The 19,539-nt window shown below is 58.6% G+C and carries 24 protein-coding genes; 10 read left to right on the forward strand and 14 right to left on the reverse strand.

Going from position 1 to position 19,539, the window contains the following annotated elements; genetic code table 11:
• Positions 1-190 precede the first annotated feature (190 nt).
• The 3 genes from rpsI to zapE form a co-directional block, all read right to left on the reverse strand.
• A complete protein-coding gene (gene rpsI, locus J8Z22_RS19960) occupies positions 191-583 on the reverse strand; it encodes a 30S ribosomal protein S9 (protein ID WP_028111496.1) in 393 nt (130 codons plus the stop codon).
• Between the two features lie 16 nt (positions 584-599).
• Positions 600-1,028, reverse strand: a complete 429-nt coding sequence (gene rplM / locus J8Z22_RS19965) for a 50S ribosomal protein L13 (protein WP_028111495.1) — start codon at positions 1,026-1,028, stop codon at positions 600-602.
• 265 nt (positions 1,029-1,293) lie between these two features.
• Entirely contained in the window at positions 1,294-2,409 is a 1,116-nt protein-coding gene (gene zapE / locus J8Z22_RS19970) for a cell division protein ZapE (RefSeq protein ID WP_252010502.1), read from the reverse strand.
• A gap of 138 nt (positions 2,410-2,547) precedes the next feature.
• Here zapE and J8Z22_RS19975 point away from each other — a divergent pair, with 138 nt between their 5' ends.
• The 4 genes from J8Z22_RS19975 (at position 2,548) to J8Z22_RS19990 (ending at position 5,944) form a co-directional block, all read left to right on the forward strand.
• The gene (locus tag J8Z22_RS19975) at positions 2,548-2,937 is read left to right on the forward strand and encodes a YhcB family protein (RefSeq protein ID WP_028111493.1); all 390 of its coding nucleotides are present in this window, start codon (positions 2,548-2,550) and stop codon (positions 2,935-2,937) included.
• A gap of 77 nt (positions 2,938-3,014) precedes the next feature.
• Positions 3,015-4,376: a Do family serine endopeptidase gene (locus J8Z22_RS19980; RefSeq protein WP_028111492.1), complete on the forward strand. Its 1,362-nt coding sequence runs from the start codon at positions 3,015-3,017 to the stop codon at positions 4,374-4,376.
• Positions 4,377-4,481: 105 nt separating this feature from the next.
• Positions 4,482-5,558 (forward strand): outer membrane-stress sensor serine endopeptidase DegS, encoded by a 1,077-nt coding sequence (gene degS / locus J8Z22_RS19985; protein WP_035415081.1) that lies wholly within the window; start codon positions 4,482-4,484, stop codon positions 5,556-5,558.
• 146 nt (positions 5,559-5,704) lie between these two features.
• A complete protein-coding gene (locus tag J8Z22_RS19990; protein WP_028111490.1) occupies positions 5,705-5,944 on the forward strand; it encodes a DUF6289 family protein in 240 nt (79 codons plus the stop codon).
• A gap of 33 nt (positions 5,945-5,977) precedes the next feature.
• Here the strand turns inward: J8Z22_RS19990 and J8Z22_RS22175 are convergent, their stop codons facing one another.
• From J8Z22_RS22175 to J8Z22_RS20045, 11 genes are all read right to left on the reverse strand, one after another.
• Positions 5,978-6,448: a methylated-DNA--[protein]-cysteine S-methyltransferase gene (locus tag J8Z22_RS22175; RefSeq protein ID WP_305881806.1), complete on the reverse strand. Its 471-nt coding sequence runs from the start codon at positions 6,446-6,448 to the stop codon at positions 5,978-5,980.
• Complete coding sequence (locus J8Z22_RS20000; protein WP_252007768.1) at positions 6,445-7,872, reverse strand: AlkA N-terminal domain-containing protein; 1,428 nt, start codon at positions 7,870-7,872, stop codon at positions 6,445-6,447. Before J8Z22_RS20000 ends, J8Z22_RS22175 begins: the two co-directional genes overlap by 4 nt.
• Positions 7,873-7,941: 69 nt before the next feature.
• Positions 7,942-9,210 (reverse strand): hypothetical protein, encoded by a 1,269-nt coding sequence (locus J8Z22_RS20005; RefSeq protein WP_252007771.1) that lies wholly within the window; start codon positions 9,208-9,210, stop codon positions 7,942-7,944.
• Between the two features lie 400 nt (positions 9,211-9,610).
• Entirely contained in the window at positions 9,611-10,168 is a 558-nt protein-coding gene (locus J8Z22_RS20010; RefSeq protein WP_252007774.1) for a cytochrome b, read from the reverse strand.
• A 143-nt stretch (positions 10,169-10,311) separates the two neighbouring features.
• On the reverse strand, positions 10,312-11,571 hold the full coding sequence (murA, locus tag J8Z22_RS20015; RefSeq protein WP_028111485.1) for a UDP-N-acetylglucosamine 1-carboxyvinyltransferase: 1,260 nt from the start codon (positions 11,569-11,571) through the stop codon (positions 10,312-10,314).
• Positions 11,572-11,586: 15 nt separating this feature from the next.
• Positions 11,587-11,838 carry a BolA family protein gene (locus J8Z22_RS20020; protein WP_028111484.1) on the reverse strand — a complete coding sequence of 84 codons (252 nt, stop codon included), beginning with the start codon at positions 11,836-11,838 and terminating at the stop codon, positions 11,587-11,589.
• A gap of 21 nt (positions 11,839-11,859) precedes the next feature.
• Positions 11,860-12,147 (reverse strand): lipid asymmetry maintenance protein MlaB, encoded by a 288-nt coding sequence (locus tag J8Z22_RS20025; RefSeq protein ID WP_035414944.1) that lies wholly within the window; start codon positions 12,145-12,147, stop codon positions 11,860-11,862.
• Complete coding sequence (locus tag J8Z22_RS20030; protein WP_028111483.1) at positions 12,144-12,779, reverse strand: phospholipid-binding protein MlaC; 636 nt, start codon at positions 12,777-12,779, stop codon at positions 12,144-12,146. The genes J8Z22_RS20025 and J8Z22_RS20030 overlap by 4 nt, the downstream gene beginning before the upstream one ends.
• Before the next feature lie 15 nt (positions 12,780-12,794).
• A complete protein-coding gene (mlaD, locus tag J8Z22_RS20035; RefSeq protein WP_028111482.1) occupies positions 12,795-13,265 on the reverse strand; it encodes an outer membrane lipid asymmetry maintenance protein MlaD in 471 nt (156 codons plus the stop codon).
• A gap of 1 nt (position 13,266) precedes the next feature.
• Positions 13,267-14,046, reverse strand: coding sequence for a lipid asymmetry maintenance ABC transporter permease subunit MlaE (gene mlaE / locus J8Z22_RS20040; protein ID WP_218126887.1), 780 nt, complete (start codon positions 14,044-14,046; stop codon positions 13,267-13,269).
• Positions 14,046-14,861, reverse strand: coding sequence for an ATP-binding cassette domain-containing protein (locus J8Z22_RS20045; protein WP_252007777.1), 816 nt, complete (start codon positions 14,859-14,861; stop codon positions 14,046-14,048). Before J8Z22_RS20045 ends, mlaE begins: the two co-directional genes overlap by 1 nt.
• 282 nt (positions 14,862-15,143) lie before the next feature.
• On the opposite strand from J8Z22_RS20045, the gene J8Z22_RS20050 reads away from it, so the two are divergent.
• The 6 genes from J8Z22_RS20050 to lptB are packed head-to-tail and all read left to right on the forward strand — an operon-like array spanning position 15,144 to position 19,485.
• Positions 15,144-16,106 (forward strand): calcium/sodium antiporter, encoded by a 963-nt coding sequence (locus tag J8Z22_RS20050; RefSeq protein ID WP_028111479.1) that lies wholly within the window; start codon positions 15,144-15,146, stop codon positions 16,104-16,106.
• Between the two features lie 18 nt (positions 16,107-16,124).
• Positions 16,125-17,099 carry a KpsF/GutQ family sugar-phosphate isomerase gene (locus J8Z22_RS20055; protein ID WP_252007780.1) on the forward strand — a complete coding sequence of 325 codons (975 nt, stop codon included), beginning with the start codon at positions 16,125-16,127 and terminating at the stop codon, positions 17,097-17,099.
• Positions 17,099-17,653: a 3-deoxy-manno-octulosonate-8-phosphatase KdsC gene (gene kdsC / locus J8Z22_RS20060; protein ID WP_028111477.1), complete on the forward strand. Its 555-nt coding sequence runs from the start codon at positions 17,099-17,101 to the stop codon at positions 17,651-17,653. Before J8Z22_RS20055 ends, kdsC begins: the two co-directional genes overlap by 1 nt.
• Complete coding sequence (gene lptC, locus J8Z22_RS20065) at positions 17,650-18,204, forward strand: LPS export ABC transporter periplasmic protein LptC (RefSeq protein ID WP_028111476.1); 555 nt, start codon at positions 17,650-17,652, stop codon at positions 18,202-18,204. The genes kdsC and lptC overlap by 4 nt, the downstream gene beginning before the upstream one ends.
• Positions 18,191-18,757 carry a lipopolysaccharide transport periplasmic protein LptA gene (gene lptA / locus J8Z22_RS20070; RefSeq protein ID WP_252007783.1) on the forward strand — a complete coding sequence of 189 codons (567 nt, stop codon included), beginning with the start codon at positions 18,191-18,193 and terminating at the stop codon, positions 18,755-18,757. Before lptC ends, lptA begins: the two co-directional genes overlap by 14 nt.
• The gene (lptB, locus tag J8Z22_RS20075; protein WP_028111474.1) at positions 18,754-19,485 is read left to right on the forward strand and encodes an LPS export ABC transporter ATP-binding protein; all 732 of its coding nucleotides are present in this window, start codon (positions 18,754-18,756) and stop codon (positions 19,483-19,485) included. The genes lptA and lptB overlap by 4 nt, the downstream gene beginning before the upstream one ends.
• The last annotated feature ends 54 nt before the right edge of the window (positions 19,486-19,539 follow it).

The raw sequence follows: 19,539 nt of genomic DNA on the forward strand, positions 1-19,539 counted from the left end.
CGCGCCCATTATATAGAAAAATTAGAGATAGATCATACTTTCCGTGGGGATATTGTGCTGAATAACAATAATTTGAAAACATGAGTTGGCGATAAGTTTACAAAACAGTGGATTGCGCTTTGATTTTAGACAGACATAAAAAAACCCGCTGACATGCAGCGGGTTTTCCAGTCCTTGTGCTCGCGGCGAATTAACGCTTGGAGAACTGTGGACGACGACGTGCTTTACGCAGACCGACTTTCTTACGCTCAACCTCACGGGCGTCACGAGTAACGAAGCCAGCTTTACGCAGTGCAGGACGCAGAGTCTCATCGTACTCCATCAGAGCACGAGTGATGCCGTGACGGATTGCACCGGCTTGACCAGTGATACCACCACCCTGAACAGTTACGTAGATGTCCAGTTTCTCCAGCATTTCAACCAGCTCAAGAGGTTGACGAACAACCATACGAGCAGTTTCACGACCGAAGTAAACGTCCAGAGTACGCTTGTTTACAGTGATGTTGCCACTACCAGCTTTAATGAATACACGAGCGGTAGAGCTCTTGCGGCGGCCAGTGCCGTAGTATTGAGTTTGTGCCATTGCCAAAATCTCCGTATTAGATGTCTAGTACTTGAGGCTGTTGAGCTGCGTGAGCATGCTCGTTACCTGCGTACACTTTCAGCTTACGGAACATGGCACGACCCAGAGGGCCTTTCGGCAGCATGCCCTTAACCGCTTTTTCAATGATCATTTCAGGCTTACGAGCCTGCAGATCGCTGAAGTTGATCTCTTTGATACCGCCAGGGTAACCAGAGTGGCTGTAGTACATCTTGTTCTGAGCCTTGTTACCGGTAACGGTAACTTTCTCAGCGTTGATGATTACGATGTAGTCACCGGTATCAACGTGAGGAGTGTATTCTGGCTTATGCTTGCCGCGCAGGCGACGAGCAACTTCAGTGGCCAGACGACCCAGAGTTTTGCCATCGGCATCGATGACGAACCAGTCGCGCTTTACGCTTTCTGGTTTTGCAGTAAAGGTTTTCATCAGACTAATAACCCAAATTAGCTGTTACACATCAGCGCACTGTCGGGGCCGACAATACGCCCTATGTTGGTTTCTTCCGTGCCCCTTCGAACACATCGGAACCGAGTGCCGGTTGATAAATCAACCATTCGTAACGTGGGCAGGGCGCGAATTATAGAGTAAGGCGACGTAAAAATCACCCGTTTTTTACAGCCAATCCGCCAATGGGCGAGTTTTGCCAGAATCGACAGCGGCCGACTGCGGTCCAGGCGGCATAAAAACCGCGTTAAGGCAGGTGGGGGCGAGCCAGGTAGTCGTGGCTCTGCATCTCCTGCAGCCGACTCAGGCAGCGACGAAACTCAAACTCCAGCCCGCCGCCCTGATACAACTGCGGCAACGGCACTTCGCAGGAGATGATCAACTTGACCCCGCGTTCATAGAACTCATCCACCAGCGCCAGGAAGCGCCGGGCGATGTCGTCACCGGTCAGCTGGGCCCCCATGGCCTGAACGCCACTGAGCAGCACCGAGTGGTAACAGCGGGCCAGCTCCATGTAATCCAACTGGCTGCGGGGACCGTCGCACAGCGCCATAAAATCCACCAGCAACACCCCATCCGCCTGTCGACGCACCGGGATTAACCGCCCCTCGACCTCGATGTCGCCGCCGAAATGGCCGGCCTCCGGAGCCAACTGCTCGAAGTAGCGGTGCAGGTTATCGTCCGCCTGCTGATCCAGCGGAGAGTGAAAAATCTCCGCCTGCTCCAGTGCCCGCAGCCGGTAATCGATGCCATGATCCACATTGACTACCTGACAATGTTGTTCAATCAGGTCGATGGCTGGCAGGAAACGGGCTCGCTGCAACCCGTTCCGGTACAACTCCCGTGGCGGAATGTTGGAGGTGGCCACCAACACCACCCCGCGGGCAAACAGGGCTTTCATCAACCCCGCCAGCAACATGGCATCGGTGATGTCTGAAACAAAAAACTCATCGAAACAGATCACCTCGGCCTCGTCAGCCAGGGTCTGGGCCACTCGCTCCAACGGGTTGGGCTGGTCCTTGAGCTGATTCAGCTCCTGATGGACCCGGTGCATGAAGCGGTGAAAGTGGATGCGCATTTTGCGCTGCAGCGGCAACACCTCAAAAAACGTATCCACCAGATAGGTCTTACCCCGGCCGACGCCCCCCCAGAAATAGAGGCCCCGAACCGTGGGTGGCGGCGACGTTTTACCGAGCCAGCCACCCAACTTCCCCAGTAAGCCCGGTTCGAACTGATCTCGGGCCAGAAGGGCATCGTACAACTGTTGCAGTTGTTCGACGGCGTGGCGTTGAGCCGGGTCGGGGTGAAAATCCGGGCGGGAGAGATCCGCCTGATAACGCTGTAAGGGGGTCGCCTGTGGCACTTCCATGGCCCTCGTCACTGGTCTTAGCTTTGAGTGGTCATAGTACCATGGCAGCCCAAGCCGATGTATAGTTGGTCTATAACAAGTAGATAGTGCTAATTTTTTTGGCCTTAATTTACGGGTCGGTTTGGAGTAGATATGAATGAAGTTTGGATAGTACTGGCCCTGATTGTGGGATTTGGCCTCGGCTACGCCGTTCGCTGGCGCACCTCAGGTACCCCCGCCGATGCCCACAGCGTCAGGCAAAAGCTGGAAAAAGCCCGTTTCGAACTGGATCAGCAACGACAGGAGATGGCGGACTACTTTGAGCAGTCTCACGCAACCCTGCTGCAGTTGAGCCAGGATGTGGACAAGGCCAACCGGCTGTGGAACGAATCGGCCTCGCACCTGTTTGAGGAGCAACTCAGCACCGCCAAGTTGCCGCTGCATCAACCGGAGCCAGAGCCACTGACCACCGAAGATCAGCAGCCTAACGATTACGTTCACGGCTCCCACGGCATCATCAGCCCGAGAAAAAAAGTCAGCTGACCAGGGGAACTAAAGCGGCAGCGAGGGGGTCGATAAGCAAGTAGAAAAATTTGCTGAATTACGGAGAATTTCTATAGATGAATAAGTCTGTTACCGTTCTGACCGCCGCGATTTTCGCTGCCGGAGTCTCTCTGTTTCCCGCCACCAGCCACGCCGCTTTGCCTCTGGTGGTTGAGGGACAGCAATTGCCGAGCCTGGCACCAATGATCGAGCAGGTGGGCCCTGCCGTCGTATCGGTGTCGGTATCCGGCACCCAGGTGTCCCGCCAGGAGATTCCTGAGCCATTTCGTTACTTTTTCGGCCCCAATGCGCCCCGGGAGCGGGTCCAGGAGCGCCCATTCCGCGGCCTGGGTTCCGGGGTCATCATCGACGCCGATGAAGGCTACATCGTCACCAACCACCACGTCATCGACGGCGCCGATAAGATTCTCATCAGCCTCAGCGACGGCCGCGAATTTGAAGCCGAGCTGATCGGTTCCGATCAGAGCAGCGATGTGGCCCTGCTGAAAGTGGAGGCCGACGACCTGACCGAGGTGAAACTGGCCAAATCCGACGGCCTGCGGGTCGGCGACTTTGCCGTCGCCATCGGCAACCCCTTCGGCCTGGGACAGACCGTCACCTCCGGTATCGTCAGCGCCCTGGGCCGCAGCGGCCTGAACATCGAGAGCCTGGAAAACTTCATCCAGACCGACGCCGCCATTAACAGCGGTAACTCCGGTGGCGCCCTGGTGAACCTGCACGGTGAACTGATCGGCATCAATACCGCCATTCTGGCTCCGAGCGGCGGCAACGTCGGCATCGGCTTTGCCATTCCGTCGGACATGGTTCGCGGCCTGACTCAGCAGATCATCGAATTCGGTGAAGTGCGCCGCGGTGTGCTCGGAGTGCTGGGCCGGGAGCTGGACAACGAAACCGCCAAACTGTTTGGCCTCGAGTCTCAGCATGGCGCCTTCGTCAGCCAGGTGGTCCCAGACTCCGCCGCCGCCAAGGCGGGCCTGAAGGCCGGTGACATCATCATCAGCGTCAATGGCCGTAAGATTCGCACCTTCTCCGAACTGCGCGCCAAAGTCGCGACCATGGGCGCCGGCAGCAAAGTGAAGCTGGGCATCATTCGCGACGGCGATGAAGAGACCGTCAAGGTGACCCTGAGCGAAGCGGAAGGTGAGAACGTCAAAGCCAGCGTGGTTCACCCGGCCCTGGAAGGCGCCAAGCTGTCCACCTACAACCAGGACGGCATCGAAGGCGTCGCCATTACCGAGCTGGAAGAGCGCTCTGCCGCTGCCCGCCAGGGGCTGCGTAAAGGCGACATCATCCTCGGCGTTAACCGCGAGCGAGTGCAGAGCCTGAAAGAGCTGCGTAGCCTGCTGGAGGATTACGAAGGCGCACTGGCGCTGAACATCCGTCGTGATGACAGCAACATGTACCTGATAATCCGTTAACCCCCATGCCCGCCATGAGCCGCTGCCTTTCCGGTAGCGGCTCATTTTTTTGTGTTCCTTCGATGTGATACCCTCGTGCTTTCATTCATCAATATTATTAAGACCATGGCAAAGTTCCTGCTCTACGTTGCGAAACCGATTCTGGCCGGGCTGGTACTGGCCATCGCCATCGTGCTGTTGAGCCCCAGCCTCAGGCAGCAACTGCCGGATCTCAGCTGGCCCAGCAGCCAGGTCAATCGCACCAGTTTTGCCCAGGCGGTCAAGCGCGCCTCCCCTGCGGTAGTGAACATCTACTCCCGCACCCAGAATGCGGCCTTCCCGAATCAGTCCACCGACGCCGGCCTGGGCTCGGGCATCATCATGCGGGAAGACGGCTACGTGCTGACCAACTATCACGTGGTCAGCGGTGCCGACCTGATCTACGTGGCCCTGCAGGATGGTCGCTGGGGTTCGGCGGTGATGATTGGCGCCGATCCCTGGACCGATCTGGCGGTGCTGTACATCGATACCGAAGGACAATCTCTGCCGACCATCCCCTACGATCTCAAGCGTCAACCGGAGATCGGCGATGCGGTGCTGTCCATCGGCAACCCCTACAACCTGGGGCAAACCATTACCCAGGGGATCATCAGCGCCACCGGTCGATATGGCCTCAGTTCCGGCTATCAGGATTTCATCCAGACCGATGCCGCCATTAACCAAGGCAACTCCGGCGGCGCCCTGGTGGATGCGGACGGCTACCTGGTGGGGGTCAACACCGCCAACTACAATGTCGGCGGTGAAAGTGGCGTCGGCATCAACTTTGCCATTCCGCTGCCACTGGCCCATCACGTCATGGAAAAGCTGATTAAAGATGGTCGAGTAATTCGCGGCCACCTCGGCGTCAGTGCCGCACCGCTGGATGCCACCCGGGCACGATTAATGGGCATCGCCAATACCGACGGCGTGTTGCTGACCAACGTCGATCGCAACAGCCCGGCCGCCCGAGCCCGGCTGGCGGCCGGCGACGTCATCACCGAGCTCAACGGCCAAAAAATCGAAGGGGTCAACGCCATGATGGATGCCATCGCCGAGACGCCACCGGGTACCGAGGTCAACCTGACCCTGATTCGCAAAGGCAAGACGCTGCGGCTGCCGGTCACCATCGGCGAAATGCCGCCCTACCAGGCGCCGACCCGCTAAACCGGTACAGAATAAAAAACGGCTCCCATGGGAGCCGCTTTTTGTGCCCTGAACAAAAGCATTTACAAGTGGATTTATTTTCCCTAAGTTAATGAATGTCGGGCAAAAAGGAGTTGCCCCTTCATCAACAACAAGGACGAAATCACATGACTCACACTCTCAGAAAACCGCTGCTGGCCCTGACCACCATTGCCGCATTGGGCCTCACCGGCTACGCCGTGGCCGGCAACTACATTCTCGAATACGTGTACTACTCGGACGCCAGTCACACCACCATCGTCGGTGAGTCGGTCACCCGTTGCGACAACAGCACCTACGTTACCGGCACCATCACCCCCTATAAGCGTTTGGTTGGCCACGAGCCCTGCGCCTTCTCCCGGCGTTGATGCACATCGGGGGAGCCCTGACTCCCCCAACCCTCACTTGCCACACTCGTGGTCAAGCAACGCCAGCTTAAGTTCCACCCCACCGGCATAACCGGTCAGGCTACCGTCTTTGCCGATCACCCGGTGACAAGGCACCACCACCGCCACCGGATTGCGACCATTTGCCGCGCCCACGGCCCGCACCGATTTCGGCCGACCGATGCGCTCGGCAATGTCCGAGTAGGCGCACGTCTCGCCATACGGAATGGTCATCAATGCCTGCCACACCTGCTGCTGAAATGCCGTCCCGCGCATATCCAGAGGCAGATCAAACTGGTGTCGACGTCCTTGGGCGTACTCCTCAAACTGAGTCCGTACCGATTGCAACGCCTGAGGGCAACGCTGCCAGTGCGTTTCGATGGTCAGCGGCTGGGCGCCCTGCTGAAACCCCAACGCCACCAGGCCTCGATCCGACACTACCGCCAGTACCTCTCCCCAAGGCGACGCCCACTGATCATACTTCATGTTGATTCTCCTAAAGATTGCCACAATGCCATCACCGCGTAGGCACGCCAGGGCCGCCACGATTCCGCCAACTCCCGGGTCTGTGTCGGGCTGCCTTTCTCCAACTTCAGGGCATGATACAAACCCAGATCCGAAGCGGGAAAACCATCGCTCTCCTGCAACCCGCGCATGCACACGTACTGCGCCGTCCAGTCCCCCACCCCGGTCAGAGTCTGCAGTCGCTGCAGCCGTGACGCCAGCGAGCCGTGACCAGCCTCAAAGCCATCGGCGTAGGCGCGGGCAATGCCCTGCAACCATCGAGCCCGGGTGGCCGTCAGCCCCAGACCGCTGAGATCGGCGCTGGCCAACCGTGCCGGGGTCGGAAACGTCCGTGATAAGCCCGACGCCTGCGACAACGGCTCACCGAAGCGATCGCACAAACGACTCAGTATCGTTCTCGCGCCTTTGACACTGATCTGTTGACCGACAATGGCCCGAACCACCGCCTCAAACTCACTCCAGATCCCCGGCAACCTCAGTCCGGGATGGCGACGCCAGATCGGCCCAAGCTGCGCGTCTTCGGCGAAGGCCTGCCACAGCGCCTGCGGATCGGTATCCAGATCAAACACCTCCCTGACCCGCTGCACCACCGCCTGCAGACAATGGGGGGCGTCACAATGAATGGTCAGATTCAATCGGCACAGCTCGAGATCCGGCGACAACTCGAACCACCCTCGCTGCTGCCCCAGTTGAAAGGCGCGGCTGTAACAGTCAGCCTCAATCCGCTCCACCCCGGGCAACGCCCGGGTTTGCAAGAACGCCAGCAGGGTCGACCAATCAAACGGCGGCCGGAATCGCAGTTGCACCCGACAACCGGGGCCACCGGCATCAGTACGACGGCGAATGTCGGACGGGGTCAGGGAAAACTGGCGCTGAAACGCGTCATTGAAACGGCGACGGGACTGAAACCCGCACGCCTGAGCCACCGCCAATATTGGCAACTCGCTCTCTGACAGCAACTGTTTGGCAAACAACAGCCGATGGTTCAGGGCATAAGCCAGCGGCGACACCCCGAGGTGTTGTTCAAACAAGCGTCGCAGGTGACGATCGCTGACGCCGAGACGCTCGGCGAACGCCGCCAGCGCCGGTATCGGTTCGCCGGCATGAATCAGCGACAACGCTCGCGTGACCGTGGTTGCGGTTCCCCGCCACGCCGGACTGAACGGCGCACTCTCGGGGCGACAGCGCAGACACGGACGGTAGCCGGCTTTAGCCGCTGCGGCCGCATTGGCAAAGTACTCGACGTTGTCGGATTTCGGCGCCGGCGCCGGACACACCGGCCGGCAATAGATGCCGGTGGTTTTGACGGCAGTAAAGAAACGGCCGTCAAAGCGGTGGTCTCGGGCCAGGCGTGCCCGTTCACATTGGGAATGAGTCAGTGTCATGGGGCCACTGTATCACAGCCCCAGCCACCAATGAGCCGGATCCGGACATCAATGCCCCCGGCTTCGAATTCAACCCCGAGCGTACTGAATGGCGGTTTTGTACTGGCTCAGGTCGGCATCATTGGCAAGCTCTGTTACCCAGGTTGCAATGTCCCGACCGAACTGGTCGAGGGTGATCGCTTGCCCTTTGTGGTTAGTAAACCCGGCGTGGTCAAAGGCCACCGCGATGTCGTCGTAGATCGAAATGGTCTTGATGAACGTCAACAACGCCTGGTGCTTCACCCTGGCTTCAGCCGCCGTTTTCGCCACCAGCAAGTAGTTCACCAATGATCCTCGAGTGTTGTAGTTGTCCTGTGTCAGCAGGAATTGGCCACCACTTTGAGCGAGTTCAGCCAGCTTTTCCCAGGTCCAGGTTTGTTGCTCGGCAAACGCCACCGGGATGCCCTCTTCAAACAAGCGGGTTTCCATACGGCCATAGAACGTTACTCCAGAACCACTCATGTACTGATCGATCACAAAGTGGGTCAGCTCATGATTGAATACCTTGGCGTCAAACTCAGGAAAGCTGCTGAGGTTGTTCGGCAACACCATGCGCCCGGACAGGTAGCCTCCTTTGTTGTTGTCGCCTTTGTACGCCACCCCTTGTACTGCCAGTTTTGTCCCGTTCCCCGGGCCAAACTGCGCCACCAGCAAATCAAAGCTGAAGCTATTGATGCTGCGATCAAGCTGGCACAGCATCTGCGCCGATGGCACCGACGCACACAGCGCATCGAAGTAGTCGCCAGAGTGCTGATACTGCTGAGCAGCGGCGCGCACCACCTTGTCCAGCACCGGTTGCCAGTCTGGCTGTGATTGCAATCCATCCACATAACGCGAGGCCTGGCAATACGTGCTGCTAAGCGGGCCGGTACCGGAATCCGTGCAGCGGTCATTCGTGGCCGCCGCAGCGCTCAGCAGATCGGCATCGATAATGCCCGGCTGCGATGCCTGCAGTCGCTGCAGATCAAACGCGATCAACTCGATGGCCTCAGAGACCGCAGCGCCGTCGGAAAACGCGGCCACCGCCATCAGCGCCTCGGAATCCTGCAATCCCCACAGCCCGGCCTGAATATCGACATAGTGTTGCAGCGCCGACATGGTGGTCACCATGTCATCCAAACCGGTGCTGTCCGTCTCTTCCGGCACGCTGTAGGCCACATCCTTATAACCGTAATACTCGCACTGCCCGGGTGCCGCCGGGTAAGGGCAGAACCGGTCCTGTTGCTGATCGATGTGCTGTATCTCAGCGCCGAGATCCGCATAGCTACGTGGGATCACGTACTCGGATGTGTATGGCATCAGCTCAGACGCGCCCGGAGTACCGCCCTCATTGCCACCGCCCTCATCCGGCCCGGTTGGCGTGGAAGAACCTGAGCCTGAGCCTCCGCAGGCAGTCAGCATCAGGGCGATCAAAACAGGGCAGAGCTTGCGATCAAACAACAAAGTGTACTCCGGTGAGTCAGGGAATTTTCAAGCGGCGGATTCTACCGACAGCCCTTCCCAGGCTCATTGACCATAATCAAAATATAAATCAATAACATAGCTAAGAAGCAGAGCTTAATTTGGCAGAACGTAGCCTAAGGCGGGGAAAATAGGGCTTCGCCCCCCTTCGTAGAAACTAAAAACCCCGCCACGGAGGCGGGGTGAGAAGGCTTGGCTAACCGGCAGCGCCGGTGCCACTGTCATCGAAACTGAGCGGTTACACCCGCCGGCCCAGCATCCTCGACAGGGTGCCATCGCCATCCATTAACTGGTGTTTGAGTGCACCGGCCACGTGCAGCACGATGGCGGCAATCATCAGGTTGCCTCCCAGCTCATGCAGTTCGTGCCCCAGACCGGCCAGGGATTCACTCAATGGCAACACCGCTTGCGGGTTGGCCGGATCCGGATTGGCCGCCAGCAACTCCCAGCCAAAGATCTCCAGACCATGACCGCCGCCGCCGGACATCATCATGCCGGAAACCGGCATCAACACGGTACCGATGATCAACGTCCAATGTACCGCCGTTGCCAGCAACCGCTGCGGGCGACTCTCCTTCGACAACGGCTGCGGCCAGCCCTGGCGACTGCGCCAGCCGATGCGGGCCAGGGCCACCACCACAATCAGCATACCTATGGATTTATGGATGGGATACAGGGCGTAGGCCTCGTTCTCCTCCATGTAGATGCCCACCGCCAGCAACGCCATTAACGTCAGGCCCACGATCCAGTGCAGCGCCACGGTCAACGGCGCCAGTTGCTGTTTTGAGTCCTTCATAACACACTCCTTGTTGGTCTCTGCCCCTATGCTAATTGGCCCGGTCAAGGATGTAAAAATGAAATACCTCAGCCCTTGTAACGGAAGATGTCAGACACAAAAACGCCGGCACTAAGGCCGGCGTTGAACGAGGCGAGACGGCGCTACTTCAAGCGCACCACGTCGGCGCCGAGCCCGGCCATCTTGTCTTCGATGTGCTCGTAGCCACGGTCCAGGTGGTAGATGCGATCGACGATGGTGGTGCCCTCAGCCACCAGCCCGGCAATCACCAGACAGGCCGACGCCCGCAGATCGGTGGCCATCACCTGTGCGCCGGTCAGCTTGGCTTCCCCTTTGATCAGGCAGGTATTGCCTTCCAGATCGACATCGGCGCCCATCCGCTGCAACTCAGGGATGTGCATAAACCGGTTTTCGAAAATGGTTTCCGTCACCTTGCTGACCCCTTGTGCCACCACATTGAGGGCACAGAACTGGGCTTGCATATCGGTGGGGAACGCCGGATGGGGCGCGGTTTTAATGTCCACAGCCTGAGGCGGTTTACCGCCCATATCCAGGGCAATCCAGTCGCTGCCGCGCTCAATCTGAGCGCCCGCTTCCTGCAGCTTGAGCAGCACCGCATCCATGGTCTCCGGCGCCGCTTTTCGGCAGACAATGCGGCCACCGGTCGCCGCTGCCGCCACCAGATAAGTACCGGTTTCAATGCGGTCCGGCATCACCTCGTAGTGAATGCCAGACAAGCGTTCGACCCCTTCAATCACCAGGGTATCGGTTCCGGCGCCTTTAATGTCGGCCCCCATGGCATTCAGGCAGTTGGCCAGATCCACCACTTCCGGTTCCCGGGCGGCGTTTTCAATCACCGTGGTGCCGTCGGCCAGTGCCGCCGCCATCATCAGGTTCTCAGTGCCGGTCACCGACACCATGTCCATCAGGATGGTGGCGCCTTTGAGACGACCGTCGATGCGAGCCTTGATGTAGCCTTCGTCAACGGTGACCTCGGCCCCCATCAACTGCAAGCCATGAATGTGCAGGTTCACCGGCCGGGCGCCAATGGCACAGCCACCGGGCAGAGACACGTCGGCGCGGCCATATTTCGCCAGCAGCGGCCCCAGAATCATGATCGAGGCACGCATGGTCTTCACCAGGTCATAGGGCGCCACATACTGATCGATGCTTTGAGGGCGAATGGCCACCACGCCCTGAGACAGGTCACTGACGTCGGCACCCAATTGGCGCAGCAACTGACAACTGGTGTTGACGTCACGCAGCGCCGGTACGTTGCCGATACGCATCTCATCGTCGGCCAGCACCGAGGCCATCAAAATCGGCAGGGCCGCATTTTTTGCACCAGAGATGGTGACTTCGCCGGCTAAGGGGCCGGCTGCCCGAATTTGCAATTTATCCACGCTATATCAGCCAGCTCACAGGTTAAACATTTTTTCACGCTGCCATTCCGCTGGCGTAAATGCTTTGATGGTCAAAGCATGCAAGGTTCCATCAGTGATCTTTTCCATCAATGGTGCGTAAACAGCCTGCTGGCGTTTTACTCGGCTCATGCCATCAAAACAGGCCCCGACCACCACCACTTTGTAGTGAGTGCCTTCGGCAGTGACGATCACATCGTCCAGGTCCATGGCCTGGCGCAGCATCTCGGCGACTTCAGTGTTCTGCATTACGCTTTCCCTCGAGCTTCGCTATGCGATAGCTAAAAAATCAATATCATACAGGTCCAACAGGGCTCGTACGCCTGCCGGCACCCCAACCCAAGTCAACGACTGTCCCCGGCTTTGCGCCAGGCCGACCCACTCCAGCAACAACGCCACACCGGCGCTGTCACACCGGGTCAGCCCGGACAGATCGATCTCGGCAATGGTGTCCGTCAGGGGAGACGGTGTTGGTCCGCAAAAGTGGCTGACCGTATCCAGAGTCAGCTGGCCTTCCAGGCACAATCGGCGGTCGGCGACACGAGCGCTAACGGTCATTGGCTCTGTCCTGTGGTCGCCACAATACCTTGTCGATTGCGCTCCGCCAACTGTTGCGTGACAGAATCGATCCCCTGTTGACGGATAAGGCCACCAAGCTCCGCCTGCTGGGAAGCCAACAAGCTGATGCCTTCTGCAACCAGATCAAAGACCTTCCAGTTGCCCTTCTTGTTTTTACGGGCCTTGAACTGCAGATCCACCGGTTCCCGCTGCTTTTCGATCAGTTTCACATCGATGGCCACAATCTTGGCTTCGCCATAGGGCTTCTCCGGTGCAAACTCCAGCGTCTGGTCGGTGTATTTATCAAAGGCACTGGCAAACGTCGCCAACATGTACTCTTTAAATTCAGCGGTGAACTTGTCCCGCTGATCGCGAGTGGTCTTGCGGGCATGCACCCCCATCACCTTGTAAGCGGCATACTTGTAATCGATGTAGGGCAGCAGCTCTTCATCGATCAACTGCCGCACCTTGGCCGGATCGCTGTCCAGCTCGCTGCGCTCCTGGCTCAGGCGGGTAAACGCATGATCCGCCACCTGCTTCATCATCTCGTAGGGGTTGGTGTAGTCCTTGGCCTGAGCCGACCCCATCCCCATTACCAGCACCAGAGCCAGTTGCAAAATTCGCTGCATCATAGTCTGTCCTCCCGATTAACCTTTGTTGCCGCTGCTGTACAGGAACTGGCCAATGAGTTCCTCCAGCACCATGGCACTGCGGGTGTCTTCCAGGCGGTCGCCATCGGCCAACAGCTCAGATTCGTCGTCCATAAACCCCGGAGTCAGGCCGATGTACTGTTCGCCCAACAGGCCAGAGGTCAGAATCGAGGCGCTGCTGGTATCGGTAAACTGATCAAAGCGACTCTCAATGGCCAGGGTCACAACCGGGACCAGCAATTCGGGATCCAGATCGATTTGGGCCACCCGCCCTACCACTACACCACCGACCTTCACCGGCGAACGCTCTTTGAGGCTGCCGATGTTGTCGAACTGAGCGGTCAGCATATACACGTTGGTGTGGGCGCGGGGATCGATGTCCGCCACCTTAAAGACCAACACCAGAAACGCGATGATGCCGGCCAGCAAAAAGCCACCCACCGCCAATTCAATTTTTCTATTCGTCATGCTAGTTTCCAAACATCAATGCGGTCAGCAAAAAATCCAATCCCAGAACAGCCAGGGAGGCGTGCACTACGGTATCTGTGGTGGCCCGGCCCAAGCCTTCGGCGGTGGGCAAAGCATTGTAGCCTTTGTAGGTGGCGATCCAGGTCACGACGGTGGCAAAGGCCACCGATTTAATCAGGCAGTTGACGATGTCCTGACGCCACTCCACCTGAGCCTGCAGAATCGACCAGAAGGCACCGTCGTCGATGCCTTTCCACTCGACGCCAACCAAATGGCCGCCCCATACGCCGACAGCCACAAACATCAGCGTCAGCAATGGCAACGAAATAACACCGGCCCAGAACCTGGGCGCAATCACCCGCCGCAGTGGGTCCACCGCCATCATCTCCAGGCTGGCCAACTGCTCGGTGGCCTTCATCAGCCCAATCTCCGCCGTCAGCGCCGAACCGGCACGGCCGGCAAACAACAGCGCCGCCACCACGGGTCCTAGCTCACGCAGCAGCGACAGCGCCACCATCGGGCCCAGACTCTCTTCGGTACCGAAGTCCACCAGAATAGTGTAACCCTGCAGGCCGAGTACCATACCGATAAACAGCCCGGACACCAGGATAATCAACATCGACAGGACGCCGACGCTGTAGATTTGACGGGCCAGCAGCGGCCACATTTTGCGGGGCTCGGGCTTGTGCACCAGGGCCCCCACCAGCATCAGGGTGGCCCGGCCCATGGAGCTCAAGGTCTCCAGGCCCGTGCGCCCCAGTCGCTGAATCATCTGAACCATCATGAGTTGAGTAACTCCTGTTGATACGCCGGTGCCGGGTAATGGAATGCCACCGGTCCGTCGGCCTGGCCACGGAGAAACTGCTGCAATTGCGGCGACTCTGCCTGCCTTAAGCTGTCGCCATCGCCGGCACCAATCACCTGGCCATCGGCAATGACGTAGGCATAATCGGCGATGGACAGCACCTCCTGCACGTCGTGGCTCACCACCACCGAGGTCAGTGACAGCGCCTCACTCATCTCTTTGATCAGCTTCACCAGCACCGCCATCGAGATTGGGTCCTGGCCGGCAAACGGCTCATCGTACATCACCAGTTCCGGCTCCAGGGCGATGGCCCGCGCCAAGGCCGCCCGGCGCTGCATGCCTCCAGACAGCTCCGACGGCATCAGGGCAGCCGCGCCCCTCAGCCCCACGGCTTCCAGCTTCATCAGCACCAGTTTGCGAATCAGAGCCTCATTGAGATCGGTGTGCTCTCGCAAAGGAAAGGCCACATTGTCGAACACCGACATGTCGGTGAACAGTGCCCCGGACTGGAACAGCATGCTCATGCGGCGACGCAAGCCAAACAGATCGCTGCGGCTTTGCCGGTGCAGGTCCTGGCCATCAAACAACACGCGCCCCGAATCCGGCAGCAACTGGCCGCCAATCAACTTCAGCAGCGTGGTCTTGCCGATGCCACTGGGGCCCATAATGGCCGTCACCTTGCCCCTGGGGATCACCAGATCCAGGCCCTTAAATATCTGTCTGGTCCCGCGGCTGAATGTCAGCCCCTGGACTTCAATCAGGTTGTCTGGGTTTTCCACTAAGAAATTCATTCCCTTACACGGGTCTTTTTGACCGGAATATGGCAGATTATCAATATTCGGAAAGGAATATAACTAATCGGGCCGAAATTCCGTTGTAAAATGACGTAAATCAAACGGGTCAGGGCCACTCAGCCATCGCCGTGCTTATTACACAGACCGGCGTGCAGTCCGGCTGGTTCCCAGGTTTCATTCTATGAAGTCCCATTTTTATCCACAACAACCGGGCCCGGCCTTTTCTTTTCAAAATGTTCGGGCGACAATGCGCCTCTTCAATGCCAGGTTTTTTAAAACATGTTTCTCAATATTCTGATGCTGCTGGGCGGGCTGGCGTTACTGGTCTGGAGTGCCGACCGTTTCGTCTATGGCGCCGCCGCCATTGCCCGTAACCTGGGCCTGCCATCGCTGATCATTGGCCTGACGATTGTCTCCATGGGCTCATCGGCACCGGAGATGATGGTATCGGCCACGGCCGCCCTGGATGGCAAGGGCGACACCGCCATCGGCAACGTCCTGGGCTCCAACATCGCCAACATCACCCTGATTCTCGGCCTTACCGCCCTGCTGCGGCCTCTGGTGGTCGGCAGCAACACCCTGCGTCGAGAGATGCCTCTGATGATGGCCGGAACCCTGCTGGCCGGGTATCTGCTCAGCGATCAACACCTGAGTTACTTTGACGGCATGCTGCTGCTGTGTGCCTTTGCCCTGATTCTTGGGTACCTGTGTACCAGTGCCTGGCGCAACCGGGACAACGATCCCATGGCCAAAGCCAGCGAAGATGAGATTCCCACCAACCTGCCCACCAGCCACGCCACCTTCTGGTTGCTGCTGGGGATGGCACTGCTGCCGTTGGCGTCAAGCTGGATGGTGGACGGCGCCGTCGGGATCGCTCAATGGTTCGGCATGTCGGATCTGGTCATCGGCCTGACCATCATCGCCATCGGCACCAGCCTGCCGGAACTGGCCGCCTGCATCGCCGGGGTACTGAAGAACGAAGACGATCTGGCCATCGGTAACGTGGTCGGTTCCAACCTGTTTAACATCCTGGCGGTGCTGGCGATTCCGGCCCTGTTGGCCCCCGGCAGCGTCGATGCCAATGCCGCCGGCCGAGACCTGTACGTCATGCTGGCGACCAGCCTGGCACCGCTGCTGATCCTGTGGATGAAGAAGCGCCAGGTACTGGGCCGCATCGAAGGGCTGATTTTACTTATTATATTTATCGCCTACCAAGGCATCCTGTTTACGCAGGCAGGCTAAAAGGAGCTCTGTAATACCATGGCCACCCCCTCCCAATTGCGCCAATGGGCGCGAGAAGTGATCGACGTAGAGATTGAAGCACTGCAAGGATTGCAGCAGTACATCGATGATGCGTTTGTTGCGGCCTGCGAACTGATGCAACAGTGCAAGGGAAAAGTCATCGTCATGGGCATGGGCAAGTCCGGTCACGTCGGCAACAAAATTGCCGCCACCCTGGCCAGCACCGGCACACCGGCTTTCTTCGTTCACCCCGGTGAGGCCAGTCACGGCGATCTGGGCATGCTGACCGAAGGCGATGTGGTCCTGGCGATCTCCAACTCCGGCGAAGCCAGCGAGATCATGACCTTGATGCCGGTCATCCGCCGCCTCGGTATTCCGGTGATCGCCATGACAGGCAAGCCCGACTCCAGCATGGCCAAACTGGCTCAGGTTCACCTCAACATCAAAGTCACCAAGGAAGCCTGCCCCCTGGGGCTGGCTCCCACCTCCTCCACCACCGCCACTCTGGTGATGGGCGATGCCCTGGCCGTCGCCCTGCTGCAGGCCAAAGGCTTTACCGCCGACGACTTCGCCCTGTCTCACCCCGGCGGCGCCCTGGGTCGCAAGCTGCTGCTTCGGGTCGATGAGCTGACCCACACCGGCACTCAACTGCCGGCGGTGTCGGAAACTGTTACCATCTCCGAAGCCCTGCTGGAGGTTTCCGCCAAAGGGCTGGGGATGACCTGTGTCCTCGACGGCAATGGCCACCTCAGCGGCATCTTTACCGATGGCGACCTGCGCCGGGTCCTGGATGCCCGCATCGACATTCACGCCACCGCCATCGGCGAAGTGATGACTCGCAACCCCATCACCCTGGCCGACAACCTGCTCGCTGCCGAGGCCTTAAAGCTGATGGAAGAGAAGAAAATCAATGGCCTGGTGCGCGTCTCCCCGCAAGGGCAACCTCTGGGTGCCCTCAACATGATGGATATGCTTAAGGCAGGAGTGCTGTAATGAATCACATCGAAACCCTCTACGGTCCTGTCAGCCAACAGGCGTTTGAACTGGCGAAAGGGATCCGGCTGCTGGTCTGTGACGTTGACGGCGTATTTTCCGATGGCCGCATCTATCTGGGCAACAATGGCGAGGAGCTGAAAGCGTTCCACACCCGAGACGGCTTTGGCATCAAGGCGCTGCAAACCAGTGGCGTCGACGTGGCGATCATCACCGGCCGCAAATCCGACATCGTGCAGCGGCGCATGACCGCCCTTGGGGTAAAACACATCCACCAAGGGGTGGACAACAAGGTCGAAGCTTACGAACAGCTGAAGCGTCAGCTGAACGTCAGCGATGACCAGTGCGCCTACATTGGCGACGACCTGGTGGACACCCCGGTGATGGCCCTGACTGGGTTGTCGGTGGCGGTCAACGACGCGCACCCACTGGTGCGCAAGCAAGCTACACTGACAACGGTAACCCGGGGCGGCTTCGGCGCCGTGCGCGAGCTGTGTGATCTGATCATGGCTGCCCAAGGGACCCTGGAACATGCCCAAGGAATGAGCGTATGAAACGCGAGGCCCTGGCCATCGCCCTGTTGTTCGGTGCCGCGTCGTTTCTGACCTGGCGCTCCATGGTCCTCAAGGACCAACTGACCGACGAGGTGAAGCCAAGCTATCAACCGGACTTTATTGCCGAAAATCTGAAGAGTCGAATCTACTCGGAACAGGGACACCTGAACGCCGAGATCGCCGCCGACGAGATGGAGCATTACCAGTCGCTGGCGTTGACCCGGCTGACCAAGCCCGAATACCTGCTGTACCCACAGGACAGCCAGGGGCAATGGCGCATCCAGGCAAAACAGGGACAGTTAAGTGACGGCCGCCATGTGGTTCTGGAAAATGATGTTATCATCACAGCCATTGAGCCCAATGAACCGCTGAAGACCCTAACCACCAGCTATCTTGAGCTGGATCTGGAAACCATGATCATGACCTCCAACCGCCAGATTCTGGCCACCGGAGAGGACTTTGAGATCAATGCCAAGGGCTTATGGGCCGATTTGAATTTGAACAAGGTAGAACTGAAGAGTCAGGTATATGCCATCTATGAAACCAATTAAACTGCTGCTCACTGCCTTGCTGGTCGTAGCCAGCACCAGCTCCCTCGCCCTGGACAGCGACACCCGCGAAAAGGTGGAGATCAAGGCAGACAAGTCCAATGCCGATCTGCCCAATGGCACCATCGTCTATTCCGGACGGGTGCGCATCTCCCAGGGCACTCTGCTGATCAACGCCGATGAACTGCGGGTAGAAGCCACCGACAACAAAGACGTCAAGGTACTGGTGGCCACCGGCACACCGGCCACCTACCAGCAGATGATGGAAAACGGCAAACTGGCGGAAGCGGAAGCCGGTGAGATTCGTTACAGCCTGCAGGATCGCATCCTGACCCTGAGCCACAACGCCGAAATGCGCCAGTCCGGCAGCCTGGTGAAAGGCGATACCATTCAATACGACCTGAACCAGCAGAAGCTGCTGGCCGAAAGCAGCGGCGACGAGCAGATCACCACCATCTTCCTGCCGGCCGATGCGGATCTTAAGCCGGACCCCAAACCTGAGCCCTCCCCGCAACAGCAACCGACAGACCCTAAGCAAGGTGAGCAGCAACCATGAGTCGTTCAACCCTGACCGCAGACAAGCTGGCCAAGGCCTATAAGGGCCGGGAAGTGGTGAAAAATGTCGGCCTGGAGGTCAGCACCGGCCAGATCGTCGGCCTGCTGGGCCCCAACGGTGCCGGCAAGACCACCACCTTCTACATGGTGGTGGGCCTGGTACAAAACGACCGCGGCCGCATTCAGATCGACGGCGAAGACATCACCCTGCTGCCGATGCACAGCCGCGCCCGCAAAGGCATCGGCTACCTGCCTCAGGAATCGTCGATCTTTCGCAAGCTCTCCGTCTACGACAACCTGATGGCGGTTCTGCAAACCCGCAAAGGGATGAGTACCAGCCAGCGAGTCGAGAAACTGGAGCAGTTGCTGGAGGAGTTCAACATCACTCACATCCGCGACAGCCTCGGTATGAGCCTGTCCGGCGGCGAACGGCGCCGGGTGGAGATCGCCCGCGCCCTGGCGGCGGACCCCAAGTTCATTCTCCTCGACGAACCCTTTGCCGGCGTGGATCCCATCTCGGTGATCGACATTAAGAAGATCATCCAACACCTGCGAGACCGGGGCCTGGGCGTGCTGATTACCGACCACAACGTGCGTGAGACCCTGGATGTGTGTGAACACGCCTACATCGTCAGTCACGGTGAGTTGATCGCTCAGGGTGAGCCAGCCGCCATCCTGGAGAACAAGCTGGTGCGCTCGGTATACTTGGGCGATCAGTTCAAGCTATAGTAATTGGTAGGCAGGGCAACCTGGATGTCACTACACAAAAACAAGGATAAGGAC

The sequence above is a fragment of the Ferrimonas sp. SCSIO 43195 genome, assembly GCF_023716685.1.
GTDB lineage: Bacteria > Pseudomonadota > Gammaproteobacteria > Enterobacterales > Shewanellaceae > Ferrimonas > Ferrimonas kyonanensis.

Coding starts and splice junctions, on each gene's coding strand:
- rpsI (WP_028111496.1), bottom strand. CDS start 583: ATGGCACAAACTCAATACTACGGCACTGGCCGCCGCAAGAGCTCTACC.
- rplM (WP_028111495.1), bottom strand. CDS start 1,028: ATGAAAACCTTTACTGCAAAACCAGAAAGCGTAAAGCGCGACTGGTTC.
- J8Z22_RS19975 (WP_028111493.1), top strand. CDS start 2,548: ATGAATGAAGTTTGGATAGTACTGGCCCTGATTGTGGGATTTGGCCTC.
- J8Z22_RS19980 (WP_028111492.1), top strand. CDS start 3,015: ATGAATAAGTCTGTTACCGTTCTGACCGCCGCGATTTTCGCTGCCGGA.
- degS (WP_035415081.1), top strand. CDS start 4,482: ATGGCAAAGTTCCTGCTCTACGTTGCGAAACCGATTCTGGCCGGGCTG.
- J8Z22_RS19990 (WP_028111490.1), top strand. CDS start 5,705: ATGACTCACACTCTCAGAAAACCGCTGCTGGCCCTGACCACCATTGCC.
- J8Z22_RS22175 (WP_305881806.1), bottom strand. CDS start 6,448: ATGAAGTATGATCAGTGGGCGTCGCCTTGGGGAGAGGTACTGGCGGTA.
- J8Z22_RS20000 (WP_252007768.1), bottom strand. CDS start 7,872: ATGACACTGACTCATTCCCAATGTGAACGGGCACGCCTGGCCCGAGAC.
- J8Z22_RS20005 (WP_252007771.1), bottom strand. CDS start 9,210: ATGCCATACACATCCGAGTACGTGATCCCACGTAGCTATGCGGATCTC.
- J8Z22_RS20010 (WP_252007774.1), bottom strand. CDS start 10,168: ATGAAGGACTCAAAACAGCAACTGGCGCCGTTGACCGTGGCGCTGCAC.
- J8Z22_RS20020 (WP_028111484.1), bottom strand. CDS start 11,838: ATGCAGAACACTGAAGTCGCCGAGATGCTGCGCCAGGCCATGGACCTG.
- J8Z22_RS20025 (WP_035414944.1), bottom strand. CDS start 12,147: ATGACCGTTAGCGCTCGTGTCGCCGACCGCCGATTGTGCCTGGAAGGC.
- J8Z22_RS20030 (WP_028111483.1), bottom strand. CDS start 12,779: ATGATGCAGCGAATTTTGCAACTGGCTCTGGTGCTGGTAATGGGGATG.
- mlaD (WP_028111482.1), bottom strand. CDS start 13,265: ATGACGAATAGAAAAATTGAATTGGCGGTGGGTGGCTTTTTGCTGGCC.
- mlaE (WP_218126887.1), bottom strand. CDS start 14,046: ATGGTTCAGATGATTCAGCGACTGGGGCGCACGGGCCTGGAGACCTTG.
- J8Z22_RS20045 (WP_252007777.1), bottom strand. CDS start 14,861: ATGAATTTCTTAGTGGAAAACCCAGACAACCTGATTGAAGTCCAGGGG.
- J8Z22_RS20050 (WP_028111479.1), top strand. CDS start 15,144: ATGTTTCTCAATATTCTGATGCTGCTGGGCGGGCTGGCGTTACTGGTC.
- J8Z22_RS20055 (WP_252007780.1), top strand. CDS start 16,125: ATGGCCACCCCCTCCCAATTGCGCCAATGGGCGCGAGAAGTGATCGAC.
- kdsC (WP_028111477.1), top strand. CDS start 17,099: ATGAATCACATCGAAACCCTCTACGGTCCTGTCAGCCAACAGGCGTTT.
- lptC (WP_028111476.1), top strand. CDS start 17,650: ATGAAACGCGAGGCCCTGGCCATCGCCCTGTTGTTCGGTGCCGCGTCG.
- lptA (WP_252007783.1), top strand. CDS start 18,191: ATGAAACCAATTAAACTGCTGCTCACTGCCTTGCTGGTCGTAGCCAGC.
- lptB (WP_028111474.1), top strand. CDS start 18,754: ATGAGTCGTTCAACCCTGACCGCAGACAAGCTGGCCAAGGCCTATAAG.